This is a genomic window from Dechloromonas sp. ZS-1, from assembly GCF_039649255.1.
GTDB lineage: Bacteria > Pseudomonadota > Gammaproteobacteria > Burkholderiales > Rhodocyclaceae > Azonexus.
This window is the reverse complement of record NZ_JBDIYD010000032.1, coordinates 1-3102: the sequence shown is the minus strand read 5'-3', so window position 1 is coordinate 3102 and position 3102 is coordinate 1. Positions and strand designations below refer to the sequence as shown.

The following is a 3102-nucleotide window of genomic DNA, read 5'->3' as shown; positions in this document are numbered from 1 at the left end:
TCGGCCTTTGCGGCCGTTGGTCCATTGCTCGGTGTCGGGCAGCAACGTGGCGGCAAGCTGCCTTTCAGCACACTACAGCACTGAATGTCTGCTTCCTATTCTGCGCTACAGCTGGACCCGACCCTAAGCCGACACATGGCAGATGCAAGTTGGTTGTCCGCATATTGATACTTAAGCAGCCATCGAGGTTGGCAAAATTACAGAGCGGTCACAGCCAAACTATGCCTTGGCCACCCACTTTCGCAATGTCTCGTACAACTTGTCGGGGGCGACTGGCTTGGTCAGGAAGTCATTCATGCCGGCATCTAAGCAGGCCTCACGATCCTCGCTGAAAGCATTGGCTGTCATTGCCAGAATCGGCATGCCCTGCCGGTTGGGCAATTGACGTATCAGGCGGGTAGCTTCCAAACCGCTCATGTTGGGCATCTGCATGTCCATCAGGATCAAGTCATAAGTATGCTGGGTAACGAGATCCACCGCCTCGCGTCCATCATTGGCAACATCAACCTGCCAGCCGATCTCCTCGAGCATGTCTCGTGCCACTTCCTGGTTGATCGGTTCATCCTCGACCAGCAGAAGGTGCAAGTGACGATAGTCGCGCTTGAGGACCTCGGCCGCCGCATCGGCGTTTGCAGATTGATTGACCGTCCCGGCTTCTTCTTTACCCAGCAGGGCCGGAAGATGCTTTAACAGGGCATCATGAAGCATTGCTGCCGACAGGGGCTTGAGTAGCACTTCGGCAAATCCGGCATGTGGTGCATCGTACATGATCGCAGTTTCGCCGGAGGCAGTGACCAGCCATGCCATCGGTTGTTCGCTCAGCCGGCTGACTTGTAGTGTCACAAGCGTTTCAAACCCATCCATATCCGGCATCAACATATCGATCAGCAGTAGGTCGAACGGCACGCCTTCCTCGTCTGCAAGGGCCACCTTACGGATGGCCTCGGCCCCTGATGCAGCACCTTCACACTCCATGCCAACCGAACGCAGCAACTGGGCGTGGACAAGGCGAGTCACCGGGTTGTCATCAACAACGAGGGCACGCTTGCTCTGCAATGCCGGTATTAGGTAGCGCCCAACCTCGGCGCTCACCCGTCCGAGTCGTGCAGTCATCCAGAATATACTGCCAACGTTCTCCGTGCTTTCGACGCCGACCTCTCCACCCATCAGGAGTGCAAGACGACGGGTAATCGCGAGCCCAAGTCCAGTACCACCATACTTGCGGGTCGTTGAGTTGTCTGCTTGTTCAAAAGATTGGAACAGGCGACCTAGGGCTTCAGCGGGAATCCCAACCCCGGTATCCTGAACTTCGAAACGCACCAACATGTCGCCCTCGGTTCGTTCGAGAATACGTGCCCGCAAGGTGATAGTGCCCTGCTCGGTGAACTTGATGGCGTTACCAAGATAGTTGAGCAGCGCCTGGCCCAATCGTGTGGCATCACCGCTTACCACTCCCATTCCCGGCTCGGCATCGATTATGAGTTCGAGGTGTTTATCATGAATGCGGTCGATGAGCATCATACTGATGCGCGAAAGCAGAGATTCGAGCTCAAAGTTTGATTTTTCCAGTATGACCTTTTCGGCCTCGATCTTGGAAATGTCGAGGATGTCGTTGATGACACCCAGTAGGTGATCTGCAGAGGCCGCGATCTTGCCTAGTTTGTCGGCCTGCTCGGGGACCTTGATGCTGCGACGTAGGATATGAGTCAACCCGATGATGGCATTCATCGGGGTGCGGATCTCGTGGCTCATGTTCGCCAGAAAGCGGCTCTTGGCTAGGTTGGCAGTTTCGGCAGATTCCTTTGCTTCGAGAAGCACCTGTTCCTGGCTCTTGCGCTGACTAATGTCAGTGATGAAGGTAATGAATCGCCCTATCTGCCCTTCATGTTCCGGGAAGACGTAGCCCACCAACTCGATGGGAATCAGCGTTCCGTCTTTGCGCCTCAATGCGCTTTCAAAGTGCGCGGTTCCGTGGGCGAACATGGTATTCGTGACCTGACTGAAATCTCCCTCTGGGAAATTCGGGTCCAAATCCGGCACTTTCATTTGCAGCATTTCATCCACGGTATAACCCAACATCTCGGCAGCATGGTCATTAACATAGAGGAAGCGCCCGGTCTTCGCATCGACCCAATGAATCGCAATGCCGGCACGATTCAACGCGAATTGGGTATCGGAAAGCTCCTTTGTACGTGCCTCTACCAAGTGCTCAAGGTTTTCGCGATAGTGCTGCAATTTTGCTTCTGATGCCTTGCGTTCGGTGATGTCGTGACCGATGCCTAATACCCCTAGTATGTTGTCGTGAGCATCACGCATCGGCACCTTCGTGGTTTCGAGCAATTCACAATGCCCATCAGCAGCAAAGGGAACTTCCTCTTCATTAACCGATGGACCATTTTTGTCCATAGCGCGTCGATCGTGTTGACGGAAAAAGTCAGCAAGTTCCTTGGGCACAAAGTCGTAGTCAGTCTTGCCGACAATCTCAGCTTCGCTGGCACCAAAGAACAGCTCGAAGCGCCGATTGCATGCAAGATAGACTCCCTTTTCATCCTTCAGCCATATAAGGTCTGGTAGGGCATCAATCAGGGTTCGTAGCATGGCCCGTTCGCGAGACAGGTTGTCATCTCGCTGTTTCAGCGTTACCAATAACTCATTGAAGCTACCAACCAGCTCCCCGATTTCATCTTGCCTGCTGGTCGGAAGTACGGGTATCGGTTCCGCCATTGACACTTGCGTTGATGCCTGTCTGCTGGCAGCGATCATTGGAGCGAATCGTTGTTGCAGCACCCTGCTGATGAGCCACCAGATCGCAACTATCGCCAATAAACTCAACACGAGTGCGCTCATGAAGATATGCTGCGTTAGTGCCTTAATAGGTGCAAAAGCTTCATCGGCTGGTAAGGCGACGATAGCTAACCACCCTGTGACAGGAATACGCTTGGACGCTGAAAGTTCATTCACGCCGCGCGAACTAACGGCCACACCACTACCTTCATATCCCTGCAAGTATCGGTCATACATGGCATTGACACCCGGTGTTGGGGCCGGTTGCATGATGCGGGACTTGTCCGTGGCAGTGACGATAATGTTTTGCGTGGGTGA

Annotated in this window: 1 protein-coding gene; it reads right to left on the bottom strand. The window is 53.9% G+C overall.

Going from position 1 to position 3102, the window contains the following annotated elements; all coding sequences use genetic code 11:
• Positions 1-219: 219 nt before the first annotated feature.
• Positions 220-3102 (bottom strand): response regulator (locus AACO21_RS16605; protein WP_346193635.1); only part of this gene is annotated, 2883 nt, incomplete at its 5' end.